The 16,899-nt window shown below is 67.8% G+C and carries 13 protein-coding genes; 4 read left to right on the top strand and 9 right to left on the bottom strand.

All coding sequences use genetic code 11. The features are described 5' to 3' along the window. Window positions 1-48: 48 nt before the first annotated feature. Window positions 49-1,554, bottom strand: coding sequence for a sensor histidine kinase (locus tag B4E96_RS07675; RefSeq protein WP_286957041.1), 1,506 nt, complete (start codon window positions 1,552-1,554; stop codon window positions 49-51). Between the two features lie 16 nt (window positions 1,555-1,570). Beyond that, a complete protein-coding gene (locus tag B4E96_RS07680; RefSeq protein ID WP_286957042.1) occupies window positions 1,571-6,457 on the bottom strand; it encodes an NAD-glutamate dehydrogenase in 4,887 nt (1,628 codons plus the stop codon). Window positions 6,458-6,597: 140 nt separating this feature from the next. On the opposite strand from B4E96_RS07680, the gene B4E96_RS07685 reads away from it, so the two are divergent. Beyond that, window positions 6,598-7,086, top strand: coding sequence for a DUF2505 domain-containing protein (locus tag B4E96_RS07685; RefSeq protein WP_286957043.1), 489 nt, complete (start codon window positions 6,598-6,600; stop codon window positions 7,084-7,086). Here the strand turns inward: B4E96_RS07685 and B4E96_RS07690 are convergent. From B4E96_RS07690 to B4E96_RS07700, 3 genes are read right to left on the bottom strand one after another with little or no spacing between them, the layout of a single operon-like run. Further along, window positions 7,009-7,500 (bottom strand): DUF6912 family protein, encoded by a 492-nt coding sequence (locus tag B4E96_RS07690; protein ID WP_146004403.1) that lies wholly within the window; start codon window positions 7,498-7,500, stop codon window positions 7,009-7,011. The genes B4E96_RS07685 and B4E96_RS07690 overlap by 78 nt on opposite strands. Next, a complete protein-coding gene (locus tag B4E96_RS07695; protein ID WP_102162878.1) occupies window positions 7,497-8,792 on the bottom strand; it encodes an AAA family ATPase in 1,296 nt (431 codons plus the stop codon). Before B4E96_RS07695 ends, B4E96_RS07690 begins: the two co-directional genes overlap by 4 nt. Further along, on the bottom strand, window positions 8,789-9,421 hold the full coding sequence (locus B4E96_RS07700; RefSeq protein WP_170274765.1) for an SAF domain-containing protein: 633 nt from the start codon (window positions 9,419-9,421) through the stop codon (window positions 8,789-8,791). The genes B4E96_RS07695 and B4E96_RS07700 overlap by 4 nt, the downstream gene beginning before the upstream one ends. 239 nt (window positions 9,422-9,660) lie before the next feature. On the opposite strand from B4E96_RS07700, the gene B4E96_RS07705 reads away from it, so the two are divergent. Further along, window positions 9,661-9,882, top strand: a complete 222-nt coding sequence (locus tag B4E96_RS07705; RefSeq protein WP_102162876.1) for a helix-turn-helix domain-containing protein — start codon at window positions 9,661-9,663, stop codon at window positions 9,880-9,882. Window positions 9,883-9,885: 3 nt separating this feature from the next. On the opposite strand, the gene B4E96_RS07710 is transcribed toward B4E96_RS07705, so the two are convergent. After that, on the bottom strand, window positions 9,886-10,464 hold the full coding sequence (locus B4E96_RS07710; RefSeq protein WP_102162875.1) for a hypothetical protein: 579 nt from the start codon (window positions 10,462-10,464) through the stop codon (window positions 9,886-9,888). A 165-nt stretch (window positions 10,465-10,629) separates the two neighbouring features. On the opposite strand from B4E96_RS07710, the gene B4E96_RS07715 reads away from it, so the two are divergent. Further along, a complete protein-coding gene (locus B4E96_RS07715; RefSeq protein WP_286957045.1) occupies window positions 10,630-11,424 on the top strand; it encodes a LysM peptidoglycan-binding domain-containing protein in 795 nt (264 codons plus the stop codon). After that, complete coding sequence (locus tag B4E96_RS07720; RefSeq protein ID WP_102162873.1) at window positions 11,421-11,918, top strand: Rv3235 family protein; 498 nt, start codon at window positions 11,421-11,423, stop codon at window positions 11,916-11,918. The genes B4E96_RS07715 and B4E96_RS07720 overlap by 4 nt, the downstream gene beginning before the upstream one ends. 102 nt (window positions 11,919-12,020) lie before the next feature. On the opposite strand, the gene secA is transcribed toward B4E96_RS07720, so the two are convergent. From secA to hpf, 3 genes are all read right to left on the bottom strand, one after another. Further along, window positions 12,021-14,753 (bottom strand): preprotein translocase subunit SecA, encoded by a 2,733-nt coding sequence (secA, locus tag B4E96_RS07725; RefSeq protein WP_286957047.1) that lies wholly within the window; start codon window positions 14,751-14,753, stop codon window positions 12,021-12,023. A 104-nt stretch (window positions 14,754-14,857) separates the two neighbouring features. Continuing rightward, window positions 14,858-16,126 carry a winged helix-turn-helix domain-containing protein gene (locus B4E96_RS07730; RefSeq protein WP_286957048.1) on the bottom strand — a complete coding sequence of 423 codons (1,269 nt, stop codon included), beginning with the start codon at window positions 16,124-16,126 and terminating at the stop codon, window positions 14,858-14,860. Window positions 16,127-16,147: 21 nt separating this feature from the next. After that, window positions 16,148-16,837 carry a ribosome hibernation-promoting factor, HPF/YfiA family gene (gene hpf / locus B4E96_RS07735; protein ID WP_102162870.1) on the bottom strand — a complete coding sequence of 230 codons (690 nt, stop codon included), beginning with the start codon at window positions 16,835-16,837 and terminating at the stop codon, window positions 16,148-16,150. Window positions 16,838-16,899: the final 62 nt, after the last annotated feature.

Consider the following 16,899-nt stretch of genomic DNA (forward strand, 5'->3'; position numbering starts at 1 on the left):
ACAGCAGCGCCCGCCGTTCATCTACGGCGGGCGCTGCTGTATGTTCACTCAGCGGTCGCGGCCGAGCGGCACGTCGATGATGACCTCGGTGCCGCCTCCCCGGCGGGCCTGCCAGGTGATCTCCCCACCGAGGTCGGTGGAGACGAGCGTCTTGACGATCTGGGTGCCGAGTCCGCTGCCGGGCCCCTGTTCCTCCGGCAGGCCGACGCCGTCATCGGCGACGGTGACGCGCAGCCGGTTGCCGACGCGTTCGGGTTCGACCCACACGGTGGCCTGCAGGCGCTCATCGGTCTCTGGCTTCTTCAGGTCGAGCGGGAACCCGTGCTCGACGGCATTGGTCACCAGCTCGGTGAGTGCCAGTGCCAGGGACGTCGCATCGACTGAGGAGATCTTGCCGAAGCTGGCGGTGCGCTGCATCGTGATCTCCACGTGCGGGCTGGCGAGCTCGGGGGTGAGTTTGAGGCCCTTGTCGACGATCTCATCGAAGTCGACCTCGCTGTCAAGGCCCTGACTGAGCACATCGTGGACGACGGCGATGATCGACACGCGGCGCGTCGCCTCCTCCAGCGCACCCTTCGCCTCGGCCGACGAGATGCGGCGGGTCTGCAGGCGCAGCAGCGCTGCGACTGTCTGCAGATTGTTCTTCACCCGGTGGTGCATCTCGCGGATCATCGCATCGCGGCCGAGTAGCTGCCGGTCGCGGCGGCGGATCTCGGAGACATCGCGCAGCAGGATCGCCGCACCGATCCGGTTGCCGGAACGAGTGAACGGGATCGCGCGTAAGGTCACGATGACGCTGCCGGATTCGACCTCTGTGCTCCACGGTGCCCGCCCGGTGAGCACCACCGGCAGTGTCTCATCGACTGGCCGGAGCTGCTCGACGAGCCCGGCGACGACCTCGTTGAGGTAGCGGCCCTCCAGTTCGTCATCGTGGCCGAGGCGGTGGAGGACGGAGATGCCGTTGGGCGAGGCATAGCGCACCCGCCCCTCGCGGTTGAGCACGACTATCCCGTCACCGACGCGGGAGTCGCCGTGGTGGCCGGCGGCATCGTCGTCGAGGTTGGGGTAGTCGCCCTCGGCGATCATCGTCAGCAGCATCGAGGCGCACGCCCGGTAGTTGCGCTCCAGCCGCGATGACACGCTGCGGCGCAGCTCCTCGGTGTGCCGGGTGAGCACAGCGATGATCCGGCCCTCGCGCACGACCGGCACCACCTCGGCACCGGCGATCGGAGCGCTGGAATCGTGGATCTCGTCCTGGCCGGGAGCGATGATGATCTCCTGGCTGTCCCACGCCCGCTGCATGAGCTCTGTTTCGATGCCGGCGCTGATGAGCCCGACGACGTCCTCGGGGTAGGCGGTCGCCCCGGTGGTCGGCCGGCAGTGGGCGGCCACCCGGAACCGGCCCGGCGCCTCGGTGGCGGGAACCCACAGCAGCAGGTCGGCGAACGACAAGTCAGCCAGCAGCTGCCAGTCGCCGACGAGCGTGTGGAGCCACTCGAGATCCCGCCCGTCGGTGAAGTCCTCGGTGGCGTCGATGTCGCTGTGCGGGTGCATCGTCTTCTCCCCGGGCTCAGCTCTCCTCTGACTGCCAGACTGTCGAGCGGACGATGCCGCGCATCATGCGCAGCAGCACCGACAGCGGCGTCTGGGTGACGGTGTCGAGCTGGCGGATCTCATCGATCGTCTCGAGCACCTGGCCCAGCGATGCCTCGTTGTTCTCACGCCACTGGGCGATGCGGTGCTGGGCGCGCTCGGCTGGGGTCGCCCCCTCCGCCTCGGTCGCCGAGAGCACGGTGAGCACGACGGCGAAGACGGCCTGGTAGTAGTCATCGCGCATCGCACCGCGAGCCAGCGCCGACCAGCGGTCGGAGCGGTCGAGTTCGCCGATGAGCTGCAGCAGCTCGGCACCGGAGAGCAGGTCGGTGACCTGGTAGTACACCTCGGCGACGTCCTCGCCGTGGATGCTGAGCCGGTTGGCGATCTGGGCGACGTCGAGCAGCGCGAACTCGTCGAGCAGCGCCGCCGCCCGGTAGGCGACCGATTCCGGCACGCCTTCGGCGATGAACGCCTGGGCGTTGGACTCCAGCTCGCGGGCGTCGGTGCCTTCGAGCAGTTGCGGGACCTGCGGGCGCAGCTGTTCGAGGATCGAGCCGTAGCGCTCGATGCCCGAGGGCACGTCGAGGTGCGTCGGCGCCTGGTGGACGAGCCACCGGGAGGCGCGGTCGAGCAGCCGCACGTAGCCGTGCTGGAGTTTGACCTGGACGCTGGAGTCGACGACGTTGTCGAGTGCGCAGATGTCGTCGAAGTGGCTGTCGAGGTCGAAGATCTCGCTGACGACGGTGAAGACGCGGGCGATCTGCGGGATCGTCGCACCGGTCTCCTCGACCATCCGGAAGATGTACGTCAGTCCGCCGCGGTCGACCATCCGGTTGACGAGGCGTGCGGTGGCGATCTGGCGGCGCAGCGGATGCTCGGCGAAGTGCTCGCCGAAGCGCTCGGCGAGGCTGGCCGGGAAGTAGGCGAGCAGGTGCTCGTTGGTCCACTCCTCGTCCGGCACGTCGCTGTCGAGGATCGCATCAGCGGCGTTCATCTTGACGTAGGCCAGCAGCACGGCCAGTTCCGGCGAGGTCAGTCCCCCGCCGGTCGAGGTGCGGTTGGCCAGCTGCTTGGTCGTCGGCAGGAACTCGACGGCCCGGTCGAGGTCGGCGTTGCGCTCCAGGTAGCGCATGAGGCGGCGGTGGGTGCCGGACATGACGTCGGCGCCGTCGCGGGCCTCACCGAGGAGGACGTTCTGGCTGTAGTTGTTCGCCAGCACCTTGTCGGCGACCTCGTCGGTCATCGACAGCAGCACGTCGACGCGCTCATCAGAGCTGAAGGCCCCGTTCTTGATGAGGGTGTCGAGCAGCAGCTTGATGTTGACTTCCTGGTCAGAGGAGTCGACACCGGCGGAGTTGTCGACGGCGTCGGTGTTGATCTTGACGCCGCCGAGTGCCGCCTCGACGCGGCCGAGCTGGGTGGCGCCGAGGTTGCCGCCCTCGCCGACGACGCGCACGCGCAGGTCGGCGCCGTCGACGCGGATCGCGTCGTTGGCCTTGTCGCCGACGTCAGCGGCGGTCTCCTGGGAGGACTTGATGTAGGTGCCGATGCCGCCGTTGTACAGCAGGTCGACCGGTGCGGTCAGGATGCCGCGGATGAGGTCATTGGGCCGGTACTGGCCGGGGCTCATGCCGAGCCGCTTGGCGGCCTGTTCGCTCAGCCGCACCGACTTCGACGAGCGGGGGTAGACGCCGCCGCCGGCGGAGATGAGCTCCGGGTTGTAGTCCTGCCATGAGGAGCGCGGCAGCTCGAAGAGCCGGCGCCGTTCAGCGAACGACTGGGCCGGATCCGGGTCCGGGTCGATGAAGATGTCGCGGTGGTCGAAGGCGGCGACGAGCTTGATGTGCTCGCTGCGCTGCATGCCGTTGCCGAACACGTCACCGCTCATATCGCCGATGCCCACGACGGTGAAGTCATCGGTGGCGGTGTTGACGCTGAGTTCGCGGAAGTGGCGTTCGACGGACTTCCAGGCACCACGGGAGGTGATGGCCATCGCCTTGTGGTCGTAGCCGACCGAGCCGCCGGAGGCGAACGCGTCGCCGAGCCAGAAGCTGCGGCTGGTGGCGATCCCGTTGGCGACGTCGGAGAACCGGGCGGTGCCCTTGTCGGCTGCGACGACGAGGTAGGAGTCGTCGTCATCGTGGATGACGGTCCGCTCGGGGTGGACGACGACATTGCCCTCGGGGGTGTATTCGAGGTTGTCGGTGACGTCGAGCAGGGAGTTGATGAACACCTCGTAGGCGGCCTGTCCGGCTGCCTGCCACGCATCGCGATCCTGTGCCGGGTCCGGCAGCTGCTTCGGCACGAATCCGCCCTTGGCGCCGGTGGGCACGATGAGCGCGTTCTTCACCATCTGCGCCTTGACGAGTCCGAGCACCTCGGTGCGGAAGTCATCGCGGCGATCCGACCAGCGCAGGCCGCCGCGGGCGACCTTGCCGAAGCGCAGGTGCACGCCTTCGACCTCAGGTGAGTACACCCACATCTCGTAGGCCGGCTTGGGCTTGGGTACGAAGTCGAGCTGCGGGGGCAGGATCTTGTACACCGCAGCCCGGGGCAGCGAGCCGTCCTCGGGCTGGAAGACGTTGGTGCGGACGGTCGCGTCGATGAGTGAGAGCACTGCCCGCAGCACACGGTCGGCATCGAGGCTGGTGACCTCCGACAGTGCCTGCTCGATGCGGTGGTGGATCTGGGCGATGTGCTCCTCACGCGTCCCGACGGCCGGGGTCAGGTCCGGGTCGAACTTCGCGTGGAAGTAGCCGAGCAGCAGCGCTGAGAGGTCCGGGTTCGAGGTGAACACGGAGCCGAGGTATTTGTCCGAGTAGGAGAAGCCGGCCTGGCGCAGGTAGTGGGTGAAGGCGCGCAGCACGGCGAGGTCCTGCCACGGCAGGCCGGCGACGATGAGCCGGTCCATGCTGCCGGTCTCGCGCAGGCCCTTCCAGCCGGCGGCGAAGGCCTCTTCGATGCGCTCGAAGTCCTGCGAGGAGATCTCGTCTTCGAACTCGAGTCCGAAGTCGTAGATGTAGCGGCAGCTGCCATCAGGCAGGTCGATCTCGTAGGGCCGTTCGTCGAGGACGGAGGCGCCGAGGTTCGACAGGAACGGCAGGATCTCCGACAGGCCTGCCGGGTTGAGCCGGTAGAACGACAGGCGGGCCTGGTTGCGCGGCACTCCCCTGGGCCGGACCATCTTGACAAGCGGTTCGTCATCGCTGTCGTGTTGCTCGAACAGGGCGATGTCCTCAACAGCGTCCTGCGGGGTGTTGTATTCGATGTAGGACGGCGGGAACGCCTCGGACCAGGTGCGCGCCCGGTCGAGTTCGGCTGCGGTGTGGCGGGCGTTGTGCGGGGCGAGGTACTCCCACACGTCCTCGGACCAGGAGCGCAGCGCGCTGGTGATCCGCTCAGCCACCGTGTCCGCGTCGACCTCCGGGAGGCTGATGTTGCGCGGGACCCGGGCGACGAAGTGCAGCCGGGCGAGCGCCGACTCGCTGAGCAGCACATCGAAATCGACGGTGTCGGCGGCGTAGGCCTCGCGCAGCACCTTCTCCACCCGCAGGCGCGAGTCGGTGTCGTACAGGTCGCGCGGGACGTAGACGAGCACGGAGACGTAGCGAGCGTAGGGGTCGCGGCGGATGAAGACGCGGGATTCGCGCTTCTCCTTGAGGTCGAGGACCTGCATGACGACCTCGAAGATCTCCTCGACATCGGCGTGGAAGAGATCATCGCGCGGGTAGGTCTCCAGGATCGAGAGCAGCTCGTCACCGGAGTGGGTGTCGCGTTCGACGCCGGATTCGCGCAGGATCCAGGCGACCTTCTGCCGGATCACCGGGATGTCGAGGACCGAGGCGTTGTACATCCCCGAGGTGTAGAGGCCGACGAAGCGGCGCTCACCGACGATCGTCCCGTGCTCGTCGTAGGTCTTGACGCCGAGGTAGTCGAGGTAGCTGCGGCGGATGACGTGCGAGCGCGAGTTCGCCTTCGTCAGCACGAGCACGCGCGGCTCTTCGGCGCGGGCGGCGACGTTCTTCGACAGCTGCGAGGACCGGGTCGGGCGCAGCGAGGAGATGCCCATCGCGGTGCCCTCGATCGGGTGCAGGGCGAGTTCCTCGCCGGTGGTGTCGAGCGAGTACTCACGGTAGCCGAGGAACGCGAACCGGCCGGAGAGCCAGTCGAGCAGCTCGGCGGATTCGGCGGCCTCGTCGGCCAGCTCGGGCCGCGGCGGGGTGCTGCGCAGCTGTTCGGCCAGTTCATGGGCGCGGGCGCGCATCTGCTCGCGGTCGGCTTCGGCGGCGATGACGTATTCGAGGACACGGGCGATCTGGGCGCGCAGCTCGTCGAACTGCTCCTCGGGCACCTGGTCGATCTCCAGGTGGACCCAGGATTCCTTCGCCCGGGTCGTCGACGACATCCCCGGGGTGATGGTCGGCAGCGCCGATGTCGAGGTGGTGGTCCGGGACAGTTCGGCCGAGGGCACGATCTGCAGCTGGTCGCCGGCGCGCTCGGTGACGATGATCGGGTGGCGCACTGCGCGGATGTTGTGTCCGGCGCCGGTGAGCTCGGAGATGATCGACGACAGCGTGTAGCGGGTGTCGGGCAGCACGATGTTGATGACGGTGCGGTTGCCGGCGTAGTCGGCATCGCTGGCTGAGAGGTTGGTCAGCGAGACGACGGGGGTGGTGCCGTCGAAGCCGCGGGCGACGTCGTAGTGCCGGGCGGCGGACGCGGCGAGGGCTTTGGGCCCGTAGGTCTCATACTCGGCGTCGCTGATGCGGGGGAAGTACGCGGGGATGAGGTCGGCGGGAGGAATCGATCCCGTCAGGTCTGTCCACGCTTGTGCAATCTCGGTCGAGCGGACCTCGGTCACTATGTCACCTTCTCATTGGTCAGTACATGAGGCGATGGACAGCAGCCTCGCTGCCCGCCTCTACCCTAACCGCGAATGAGGCGGTTTTCATGCCCGCAGCCGGGTCGGCTCGCCAGTACCCGACATGGCAGACTGACACCATGAAGACGATCACCGCACAGCGCCGTTCGACCGCCCCGCTGCACCGTATTCTCGCTCGCCTGGAGTCACGTGAGATATGGGAGCATGCCACCGCCGAGGCGACGGTCACCGGTTCGGTCGCCGAGGGTCTGCAGGTGCGCACTTCGGCTCCGCTGCCGGCTGACGAGGTGCCGGACTCCGCGCGCCGGTTCCTGCCGGAGACCGCGCGCATCGAACAGGACTTCTCACTTCCGGCGACCGCTGCCGATGCGTCCTCAGCGCGGGCTCAGCAGTCGACCGAGGTGCCCGGGGTGCCGGTCGCGGTCAGCGCCGTCATCGACTTCGCTGCCGCCGATCCTGCCGATATCAGCGGTTCGGGCACCGAGATCTCCGTTGTCGCCGAGGTGACCTCGTCGATTCCGCTGTTCGGCTCAGCTGTCGAGGCCGCGATCGCCCCGACCGTCGAACGGCTGCTGGGCGAACGCCTCGAGGAGATCGCCGACCTCTGAGGCGTCGAACCACAGCAGCGGCGAGGACCGCAGCAGCGCAGCAGCCGCCTCCTGATCGTCCGGCAGGGCCGCGACGACTTCGGGGTCGTCGATGTGGAAGCTCACAACCCGGCTCGGGTCGACGCTGAACGGGCCGAAGGCCTCCAGGCCGGCGCCGACGGAGCGAACCTGGGTGCCGAGTACCGGGATGTCGCAGGCGATGACGACGCGGGAGCCGCCGGTGCGCAACGCCTCGTCGAGGCAGGCTTCGGCGGCTGTCATCTGTGCGGTGAATTCGGCTTCTTCACCGGCATCAGAGCGCAGTGCGCGCCCATTGGCGTCAGGGGCGAAGGCGAGCACATCGGTGATCGCCGGCCAGGCGGAGACGAGATGGTGAGAGGTCACGGGGACGTATGCGCGCACATATGAGCTCATGTGGCCATTGTCCTCCGGCGCAGCCGCGGAAGGCGAACCCGACGCGCGGCCGCCGGCTTGGAGCTGCGGTCGCGGCGGCGCAGCTGCGGTTCGGGCAGCCCGGGCAGGGCTGCGGCAAGCTGACCGAGCGCGCGGCTGAGCGGGCTGCGCGGAGAGTGTTCGGTGATCGCCTGCCCGGCCAGCACCGCAGCGTCGACATTCGCTCGGTCATCGGGCAGGTAGTGGCAGCCGTCGAGTCCGAGGAACCGGGACAGTGTCGCGTCGATCGCCGTCTGCGGGTCAGCGCCGACCGCTGAGGCGCGGGCCTTGTTCATGACGATCGTGGCGGTCTCGCGCAGCTCCTCACCGCGCTCGGTCTCCAGCAGCCGCACCAGCCGCTGAATGCCCAGCGGGTCGGCCTGGGCGATGAGCAGCGTGTGGTCGGCGCGGTCGAGGACCGCCCGGGTGGCGGCGTGCCGGTCGTAGTGCGGGTCGGCGAATTCGTCATCGGGGTCGATGCGATCGGTGATGTCGACGATGACGACATCGGCGGTGGCGGCTGCGGCATCGAGGATCGTGCTCAGCAGCGCTGGGCGGACTTCCGGCCAGCGGCTGGCGCGGCTGAGACCGGTGACGAGATGCAGGCGCGGGCTGATCGCCGTCAGGTGCCGGCTGAACAGTTCCGGGGTCAGGACGCCGCTGGCTGCGCGGCGGCACAGTGCTGCCAGCTGCGGGGCATCGTCGACGATGCCGAGCATGGCCGCCTGTCCGGCGGTGACGGTGTCGGCGTCGATGAGGACGACGGAGGTGCCCTGGCTGCTGAGCAGATGCGCAAGTCCGGCAGCTACGGTCGAGCGGCCCGGGGCTGAGCCGGTTCCCCACACGGCGATGACCGGTCCGGGTTCGCGGGTCTGGGCAGCCCGCGGTGGTTCGGCAGGCCTGGGCGGGACGGCCACCGACTGGGCGCAGTCGCGCACCGCGGCGAGGAACACCTCGGGCGGGTCCCACGGGGAGACGTGGCTGCGCACACCCCAGGCGCGGAACTGCTCCTCGTCGTCCCCGAGGCCCAGCAGGCGGGCGCCGGTGCCATGGAGGCGGCGGACCACCTCGGCGTCGAGACCCGGGAATTCGCGGCCGAGCACGACAACAGCGCCCATCCCCGCACTGGCTGCGGCGAGCAGCTCGACCTCATCGGCCGGGCGGCGCACGATCGTGAAATCGGGTGCGTCGCTCAGCCGTGCGGTCACGGTCGGTTCGTGGTCCCGGTCGACGGCGACGATGACGCCGGTGGGCACAGGCGGATGGGCGCTCATCCATGCTCCGGGACTGCCGCGACGGAGATGTGATGCTCACCGGCCAGGGCCGTGAGCACGGCGTCGATGTCCTCGGTGGGGACGAAGACCTCGATCCGGTTGGTGTTCGCACCGGCGAACCCGCCGCTGTCGCGATCGACGGAGATGACGGCGACACTGCTGAGGATGAGCTCGGGTGCTGAGTCTTCGATGCGGGTGTCGGTGCCCCACAGGTCGATCGTCGAACCGGCGTCGACCTGACCGGGCAGTCCGCCTGGCACATCGAGGGCGATGACGCGGCCGGCCAGCTGGTCGGCCGTGCCGACCTGGGAGGCCGGGATGAGTTCGCCGGGGGCGATGCTGGAGAGCACGGTCGCTCCGGCAGGGATCTCTGCGCTGGTCGGCAGGTAGTGCTCCTCCGCCTCGGTCATCCGCACTTCTGTGGCGCTGAGGTCATCGGCGGTGATGGCGTGGCCGGGCACGAGCGGGCGGGAGGCGGTCCAGACGGTCATCGTGTTGGCTGCCTGGTTGACGATGAACCAGGTGCCGAGGATCGAGGCGGCGACGATGAGCGCTCCGATGATGAGCTTGGGGTCGCGCCAGCGCGGTGGGCGCAGCCGTTCGGCGCGCTTGGGTTCGCGGAAGGACATGGAGCTCCTTTGCTCGAGGGGACTGCAGTGGCGGGTCGGTCGGTGCCGGCCCGCCATCTCCGACTACCTTACATATAAGGCGACGCATGGGAACAGGGCTGTGGACAACACCACTGTCCACAAGTCACAGCGAACGCCACGATCTGACAGCAAAGTCGTCTATGATGGAGGCGATCACAACGAGCTGCAGAGCACCGGGCGCGAGCGCCTGCGTGCGCAGCTGCAAAGGAGTGCCGATCATGGTTGCCGAAGTCCGCTTCCTCCCCCTCACCGACGTCGCGGAGATCCTGAATGTCACCGTCACGCAGGCGCGCGCTCTTGTGCGCTCCGGTGAGCTGCGCGCCATCAAGGTCGGTGGCCGCGGGCAGTGGCGGATCGAGAAGGCTGAGCTGGAGGACTACATTCAGCGGATGTACTCCCAGACTCAGCAGGAGATCCGGGAAGGCCGCGTCGACGTCTGAGCGTCAGACGCTGTCACCTGGCGTGAGGTCCTGCACTGCTGCCAGCGCATGCAGCGGCACAAGATCGACGGCGGCTCCGCGGCGGATCTGCAGGTAGTCAGCGCCGACGGCGTCGACCATTCCCTCCAACACCTGGCCGTCGGATCCGCAGAACACCCGGCATTCGCGTCGGCCTTCGCCGAACCTGCGCAGCGGGGAGCGGATCGACAGCCGGGAGATGACGGCATCAGAGCCGTGGGCGACCCGGCGCATGCGCAGATGGTCGACCCGAGCCAGGTTCACCAGCGCCCGTGGGGCGCCGGGCACCCGTCCGCGCAGCAGCACCCACTGCTGCCCCACTGCATCGATGATGCCGTCGAACCATGTGCGCGCGACATGCACCTCGACCGGAGCGCCGACAGCACCGGCGAGCCGGTGGGCGAGACCGTGATCGGCGAACTCTCCTGCGACAAGATCCCCGAGCTCACCCATCCGCTCATGAGCGGTGCGCCCCTGTTCCTCAGCGGCGAGGTCGGCGAAGAGCGCCTCGACGCGATCGGCACCTGAGGTGTCGTCTCCGCGCGGTGATGTCGGCTCAGTCATGAGCCCATGATCGCAGAACAGCGAACGCCGGGCACGGCATCCGCACACACCTCAGCTCAATCTCTGTCATTCGAATCCAGTCGAATCTCAATACTACTTTTTAGTATCTATTGACTTCGTTTGCTGTGCTTTGTCATTCTTATAAGCACATTGATAGGAGTTGAAATGCTGATCTGGCTGACACGGCTGCTGAGCCTCACACACATCGTCGTGACCCTGTGGCTGTGTGCCAGCGCCCCGGAGCTGATGGTGGCGCTCGGTCAAGGTGACATCGGCGCCGGTCTGGTGCTCATCGCCGGCAGTGCAGCAGTCCTCGCCGGTGCGCGTCTCACGTGCGCCACGGTGCTCAGTGGTCTCGCCCATGCGGCTCGGCTGTTCGGTCACGTGGCTGCCGACCGCTGCGCCCAGGCGGCGATTGCGATGAGCCCGGCCAGGTTCCGGCGTGTTGTCGCCGCCTCGTGTGCCGGCCTCATCCTGACAGGCACCGGCTTCGCGACGGCCGCCGCGGCAACACCCGATGCGCCGTCTCCCGGCTGGCCGACCCGCCCTGCAGAGTCGAGCACGACAGCGCCCTCCTCCCCTGGCTGGCCGACCCGGTCGCCGGACTCACCGTCCGCCGGCCCGACTGACAGCCCGGCTCCGCCATCGGAGGAATCGACGTCACCGACTGCCGATGACGAGGACCCGACCACTCCCTATCCGGACGCTCCCACGCAGCAGCCCGGCACCTCGGGAACGGACAACGGCAGGGACTCAGATGATCACAGAACCCCGGCCTCGCCTGACGTTGCAACGGTGAGCGCAGGAGATTCCCTCTGGACGATCGCCGCCGAGCACTACGCCGGGGCCGAGAGCGCAGAGCTCATTGATCGCGTTGATGCGATCCACGACGCCAACCGGCACATCATCGGTGCCGACCCGAACCTCATCATGCCTGGACAGCGATTGGAGATGCCATGACCACGATGATGACCGACGCCGCACCCGGCGAACTGACCCTCACCCGCCCCAGGCCGCGCGCCGAGACTGCACCGAGACAGGCACCGTCGCCAGTTCCGGCTGCCACGCGGCGACCGGAACCCGAGTCCAGCCGCGCAGCGGAGGCCGAGCAACAGGACCTCATCGAAGCGCTGCAGGCGGCCGCGTCGTCACTGTCGGTGGCGATCATCGAGATCTTCGGCGGCACGCGTGCCCCGTCATCGGTCGGCAAATGGGTGGCCCCGGATCTCTTCGAGCGGATCCGCGCGCATGCCGCATACCGGCAGCAGCTGGCCAAGGCGGCACCACCGCGTCCTGCGATGCTCTCTGCTGGCAACCCGCGGGTGTGCCTTGTCGGCCCGCGCGTGGCCGAGGCGGCGGTCGTCGTCAACACCGGCCGGCGCCACCGTGCGGTCGCCCTGCGGTTGGAGCACATCCGCAACCGGTGGCTCGTCACCCAGCTGGAAACCGCCTGAACCGCTGGAGACCGCCTGAGCCAACCGTCGATTCGTCCGTGAATGCTGATGGCGGCCTGCGGCAGCGAATGCTGCCGACAGACCGCCATCACGAGCTGGTGATCAGCGCTTCTTCTTGGCCTTGCGGCGCTCAGCCCGGTTGGCCGGGGCCGGTGCGGAGTCTTCGTCGGCTCCGGCGGCAGAGCCGCCGCTGGTCTGGCCGTTGGAGCGCATGACCTGGGCGTCGCCGGTCTCGCTCGGGGCGGAGAGCTGCATCTTCGGCTTCTTCGGCTTGAGCTCTTCGGCTTCGACCTCGACGAAGTCGTCGCTGGGATCCTCAAGGTCCTCGCCCGGGTTGATGCGGACCTGGACTTCGAGCTTGTTCGTCAGGCGGACAACGTCTTCCTTGATGCCCTCCTGCATGGTGTTGAACATCTCGAAGCCCTCGCGCTGGTACTCGACCAGCGGGTCGCGCTGGGCCATCGCACGCAGGCCGATGCCGTTCTTGAGGTAGTCCATCTCGTAGAGGTGCTCACGCCACCGCTTGTCGATGACCGAGAGCACGACGCGGCGCTCGAGCTCGCGCATCGCCTCCTCGCCGAGCTCCTCCTCGCGCTTGTCGTAAGCGAGGTCGGCGTCGGCGCGGATCTCCTTGAGCATCTTCTCGCGGGTGAGGTTCTCCTTGCCGCCGGCGTCATCGGCCAGGTCTTCAGGAGTGATGGAGGGGTCGTAGAGCTCTTCAAGGGCCTCGAAGAGCTTGTCGATCTCCCACTTCTCCGGCGGTCCGTTCGTCGCACCGGAGACGTAGGCGTCGAGGACGTCATCGCGGAACAGCTGCACCTGCTCGGCCAGGTCCGCGCCGTCGAGCACGCGGCGACGCTCACCGTAGATGACGGTGCGCTGGCGGTTGAGGACGTCATCGTACTTCAGGACGTTCTTGCGCTGCTCGGCGTTGCGCTGCTCGATCTGCGTCTGGGCCGACAGGATGGCGCGGGTGACCATCTTCGACTCCAGCGGCACATCGTCGGGCACATCGGCGATCGACATGATCCGCTCGGCAGCACCGGAGCCGAACAGGCGCATGAGGTCGTCCTGCAGCGACAGGTAGAAGCGGGACTCACCGGGATCGCCCTGACGGCCGGAACGACCGCGCAACTGGTTGTCGATGCGGCGGGACTCATGGCGCTCGGTGCCGAGCACATAGAGGCCACCAGCTTCGCGAACCTCCTCGGCCTCGGACTCGACGCGCTTCTCAGCCGCTGCGAGCACCTCCGGCCACAGCGCCTCGTACTCCTCCTCGTTCTCCTTCGGATCGAGGCCCTTCTCAGCCATCTCGGCAACGGCGATGTGCTCGGCATTGCCGCCGAGCATGATGTCGGTACCGCGGCCGGCCATGTTGGTGGCGACGGTGACCGCACCCTTGCGTCCGGCCAGGGCGACGATCGCAGCCTCACGCTCATGGTTCTTTGCGTTGAGCACTTCGTGGCGCACGCCCTGTTTCGACAGCTGCTTGGAGAGGTATTCGCTCTTCTCCACGCTCGTGGTGCCGATGAGCACCGGCTGGCCGTCGGCGTGGCGTTCGACGATGTCGTCGACGACGGCATCGAACTTCGCTTCGACGGTCTTGTAGACGAGGTCGGACTGGTCGACGCGCTGCATCGGCTTGTTCGTCGGGATCGGGACGACGCCGAGCTTGTAGGTCGACATGAACTCCGCTGCCTCGGTCTCGGCAGTGCCGGTCATGCCGGCGAGCTTGTCGTAGAGGCGGAAGTAGTTCTGCAGGGTGATCGTCGCCAAAGTCTGGTTCTCCGGCTTGACGTCGACGTTCTCCTTGGCCTCGATCGCCTGGTGCAGGCCCTCGTTGTAGCGGCGCCCGCGCAGGATGCGGCCGGTGTGCTCGTCGACGATGAGGATCTCGCCGTCGAGGATGACGTAGTCCTTGTCGCGCTTGAACAGCTCCTTGGCGCGGATGGCGTTGTTGAGGAAGCTGATGAGCGGGGTGTTGTCCGGGTCGTAGAGGTTCTGGATGCCGAGGTAGTTCTCGACCTTCTCGATGCCGGATTCGAGGATGCCGATGGTGCGCTTCTTCTCATCGACCTCGTAGTCGCGCTCAGACTTGAGCCGCTTGACGACATTGGCGAACTCGCCGTACCAGCGGTCAGCATCGCCTTCGGCTGGGCCGGAGATGATGAGCGGGGTGCGCGCCTCGTCGATGAGGATCGAGTCGACCTCATCGACGATGACGAAGTTGTGGCCGCGCTGGACCATCTCCTCAGCACTCCAGGCCATGTTGTCGCGCAGATAGTCGAAGCCGAACTCGTTGTTCGTGCCGTAGGTGATGTCGGCGGCATACTGCTCACGGCGGGCGGTGTTCGACATCTGCGCCATGATGCAGCCGGTCTCCATGCCGAGGAACCGGAACACCCGGCCCATGAGCTCGGACTGGTAGCTGGCGAGGTAGTCGTTGACGGTGACGACGTGGACGCCCTTGCCGGTCAGCGCATTGAGATAGGCCGGCGCGGTGGCGACAAGCGTCTTGCCCTCACCGGTCTTCATCTCAGCGATGTTGCCCAGGTGCAGGGCGCCGCCGCCCATGAGCTGGACATCGAAGTGGCGCATGCCCAGGGTCCGCACAGAGGCTTCGCGGACTGCCGCGAACGCCTCAGGCAGCAGCGAGTCGAGCGTGGCGCCATCGGCAATCCGCTCCTTGAAGCGGTCGGTCTCCTCCCGGATCTCGGCGTCGGTCATCTCCTTGAACTCGTCTTCGAGATTGTTGATCGCCGTGACGTAGGTGCGCAGCTTCTTCAGCGTCCGGCCCTCGCCGGTGCGCAGCAGCTTTTCCAGGAAATTGGCCACGATTCTCCTTGTCACCCACCCGGTGTGCAGGGGGTGTGGTTCTTGCTTCTGACTGTCGTCCGTCCATTAGCTTAGCGCCTGAGAGCTCAACGGCGGCGCAAACCTCAGGCGCTTTCCTGTTCGCTGACGCCGAACACCGTGCGTGTCAGGCCCAGCCAGTGCCGCATCTGCTCCAGTTCGGCCTCCAGCGCCTGCCGGCACGCAGCACGCTGGCCCACCTCAAGCCAGTCCTCCCAGTGCACGGCGTGGACGTTGAGCTCGCCGCGCTGCCGGTCTGCGGCCACGTCGACGCGGCCGACCAGCCGGTCGCCGCACAGGAACGGCAGCACGTAGTAGCCGTAGATGCGCTTATCGGCAGGTGTGTAGATCTCGATGCGGTAGTCGAAGTCGAACAGCCAGCTGATCCGCCGGCGGTTGAACACGAGCGGGTCGAAGGGCGCCAGCAGTGCACAGGCCTCGACCCGCCTCGGGACCGGGGCCTTGTGCCAGCGGTAGGCGCGCTGCCCGGCGACCTCGACCTCGATGAGCTCCCCGGCGCCGGTCAGAGCGGCGATCGCGGCGGCCGTGTCGGCGCGGCCGGCGCGGTAGTAGTCGGCGAAGCAGTCGAGCGTGCCGACGCCCAGCGCCCGGGCGGCGGTGCGCATCGGGGTGAGCATGTCATCGCTGGTGCCGGTGATGCCGCGCGGGATCCGTCCGGTGCCCGGACGCAGCCCGAGGGTGGGGTCGTCGTCGGGGCCGAAGCGCAGCGGCGGCCGGGTCAGTCTCGGGTCGACGTATGAGGGCAGGGCGTAGAGGCGCTCGAAGTGCTGGTTGCGCCCGGCCGCCGAGATCCGCCCGGCGTGGAAGAGCGCCTCGGCCGCCCGCTTCGTGTGGCTGTGGTTCCACCCCCAGTGGTCCTTGGGGCGTTCGGGGATCGCGTGGTCGACGCGCTCAGCCAGCTGCCGGGCGGTCGCCGGTCCGGCCTGCAGCGCGTCTTCGACGTCGTGCATGAGTGCGACGAAGTCCGCGCCGGTGTCCGGGTGCCGCTGGCCGAGGTCGCGGCGGAACCATTCGGCGCGCCTGCGGTGCCAGCCGTTGACGATCTCGATCGGTGCGTAGGCGGCTTCGTGGCTCCAGTATTCGACGCCCATCCGCGGAGCGGAGTTGAAGAGCCGGTCGAGCCGGGTCGTGTCATAGGGCCCGAGCCGGGAGAAGAACGGCAGGTAGTGGGCGCGCACGAGCCGCGCGACCGAGTCGATCTGCACGACGCCGAGGCGTTCGAAGGTGCGTCTGAGGTGCCCGGCGTTGACGGTGAACGGGCGGGGCTTGGAGAAGCCGGAAGCGGCCAGGGCGCATCGCCTGGCCGCTTCCGGGCTGAGTGTCGGAACCCTCATCGGGGTCTCAGCTCTGCTCGATCATCCCTCCGCTGCTGCCGGCTGCTCGGCCGGCGCCTCGGCGGTGTCGTTGAGCGACTCGTCGAGGGTGATGACGCCGTAGCTCCAGCCGCGGCGGCGGTAGACGACCGAGGGCTTGGAGGTCTCCTCATCGATGAAGATGTAGAAGTCGTGGCCGACCATCTCCATCCGGTTGAGGGCCTCCTCGATGCCGATCGGGTTGGCGGGGAAGTTCTTCTCGCGCAGCACCACCGGCGAATCGCCTTCGGACTTGATGCGCCCGTTGGTCTTGTCGGTGCTGGGCTGCTCGGTCTGGCTGTCGTCCTCCTGGCTCGGCGCCAGCGGCTCGATGACTTCGAGCTCGGCGAGCGCCTCGGCGGTCGAGGCCTGGCGGTGTCCGCCCTTGCGGGAGACCTTGCGGCGATCGCGCGCCCGGCGCAGTCGCTCAAGCAGCTTCGCCCAGGCGAGGTCGAGGGCCGCGTAGCGGTCGGATGCGTGTGCCTCCGCGCGGAGCACCGGGCCCTTGGCGATGACGGTGATCTCAACGCGCTCGGCGGTGTCGGGCTGGCTGGTGTTCGCGTCGTGCGTGGCGACGACCTCGGTGCGCAGGGCGCGCGGCGCCAGCTGCTCGACCTTGGAGACCTTGTCCTCGATATGTGACCGGAAACTGTCGGAGATGGTCGTGTGGCGACCTTTGACGACGATGTCCATGGTGACTTCCTTTACACGTCGGGGAGACGGATCGCTCCGTACCCATCCGATCGGATGGGGTT

Origin of the sequence: Brevibacterium sp. UBA7493 (assembly GCF_002479565.1) — a bacterium.
In the GTDB taxonomy this organism is placed as follows: Bacteria; Actinomycetota; Actinomycetes; order Actinomycetales; family Brevibacteriaceae; genus Brevibacterium; species Brevibacterium luteolum.